Genomic DNA, 1634 nt, shown 5'->3' with positions numbered 1-1634 from the left:
CAGAGCGGTGGTGTGCTGGTCGATCAAATGACCAAATTCGCCGAACTGGGGATCGGTTTGTCGGTGGGGGTCAGTATCGGCAACAAGGCGCTGGTTCGAGAACTGGACCTGTTAAAATACCTGGCCCAGGATCCGGAAACCAAAGTGATCGCCTTTTACATCGAAGGGTTTGGCCCCGGTGAAGGGCGGGAATTTGTGACCGCCGCCCGCGGCTGCGCCAAACCGGTGATCGTTTTAAAAGCCGGCAAGACCCGTGAAGGGATGCGGGCCGTTTCCAGCCACACCGCTTCCATGGCCGGCGACTACACGGTATTTTCTGCGGTGCTGGCCCAGCACGGCATCGTCGAAGCGGCCAACGAACTCGAGCTGGTTTCGTTTTGCGAGGTGCTGAGCTGTTATCAGGAGTCCATCGAGGGCCGGGTGGGCATCATCAGTGGCAGCGGCGGACACGGTGCACTGGCGGTGGACATCTGCGGCCGGCGGGGTTTGTCCATTCCGGTCATCGATTCCCGGAAGCAGGCCGAGATTCGCGCCGATCTGAGCCCCAGCGTGCAGTCCATTGCATCCTTGGGCAATCCCATCGATCTCACCGGCAGCGCCACGGACAGTGATTTTCTGGAGGCCGCCGAACATCTGTCCCGGATTCCGGAGCTCGATTGCATTGTTATGCTGCTGCTCCCGTATTCGCCGGAGATTACCTCTGATATCGGCGCCCGTTTGAGCCGGGTCTGCAAGCGCTACGACAAACCGCTGGTGGCCTATGTCCCCCATGTGGATCGATACCGGATGCTCATCGAGGGGTTTGAATTCAACGGGGTTCCGGTGTCTCCGTCCATCAAAGGGGCGGTGTTGATGGTCGAAGCCCTACGGAGGTCCCAGCCATGCTGAACAACCAGATCAAGACCGTACTAGAGGCATCCCGTGCCCGGGGATGGGTCACCGAACCCGATGCCAAGCATCTGCTGTCCGCCGCCGGGCTGACCGTGCCGCGCTTTACCACGGTCACGGATCCCGGAGAAATCGAATCCGTCGCCGCCGGCATCGGATTTCCCCTGGCGGCGAAGATCGTTTCCGGGCGGATCCTCCACAAGTCGGATCACGGCGGTGTGAAAACGGGCATTACCACAAAGAATGAACTGGCGGCCGCATTTGAAAGGTTCAGCCGTCTGGACGGCTTCGAAGCGATGCTGGTGGAAGAGATGGTCGCCGGTCTGGAGCTGATCATCGGTGCCAAAATTGACGAACAATTCGGGCCGGTGGTCCTTCTGGGGATCGGGGGCACCGGCGTCGAGATCTACCAGGACGTGAGTTTGCGGATGGCGCCGGTGGGTCCCGATGATGTGGCGTCCATGATCAAGGGCCTCAAGGCCGGTCGCCTGCTTTCCGGATACCGGGGGGGCGTGGTGGTCGATGCCGACGAACTGACCCGGACCATGATCTGTTTTTCTGAATTTGTCATGGCATCCGCGGAGATGATCGTCTCCATCGATCTGAACCCGGTCATGTGTTCGGCGGAAAAGTGCGTTGTCGCCGACGCCCGGATCATGCTGCCGGAGGTCGAAGAATAGAAACACATTCCCATGAACCCATAACCCATTAAGAGGTGCCGAATGTTGCCGTTTGACGAGGCTGTT

At 59.7% G+C, this 1634-nt stretch carries 1 protein-coding gene and 1 pseudogene; both read left to right on the top strand.

What is annotated here, in order from left to right:
* Positions 1 to 888 (top strand): annotated as a pseudogene (locus ABYV26_RS25015) (CoA-binding protein); the annotation flags it as partial.
* Positions 882 to 1568 (top strand): acetate--CoA ligase family protein, encoded by a 687-nt coding sequence (locus ABYV26_RS25010; RefSeq protein WP_372684060.1) that lies wholly within the window; start codon positions 882 to 884, stop codon positions 1566 to 1568. The pseudogene ABYV26_RS25015 and the gene ABYV26_RS25010, both read left to right, overlap by 7 nt.
* Positions 1569 to 1634: the final 66 nt, after the last annotated feature.

It is taken from the genome of Desulfosarcina sp., assembly GCF_041551955.1.
Lineage (GTDB): Bacteria > Desulfobacterota > Desulfobacteria > Desulfobacterales > Desulfosarcinaceae > Desulfosarcina.
The sequence above is the reverse complement of the archived record's forward strand: the minus strand, read 5'-3'. Positions and strand labels throughout refer to the sequence as shown.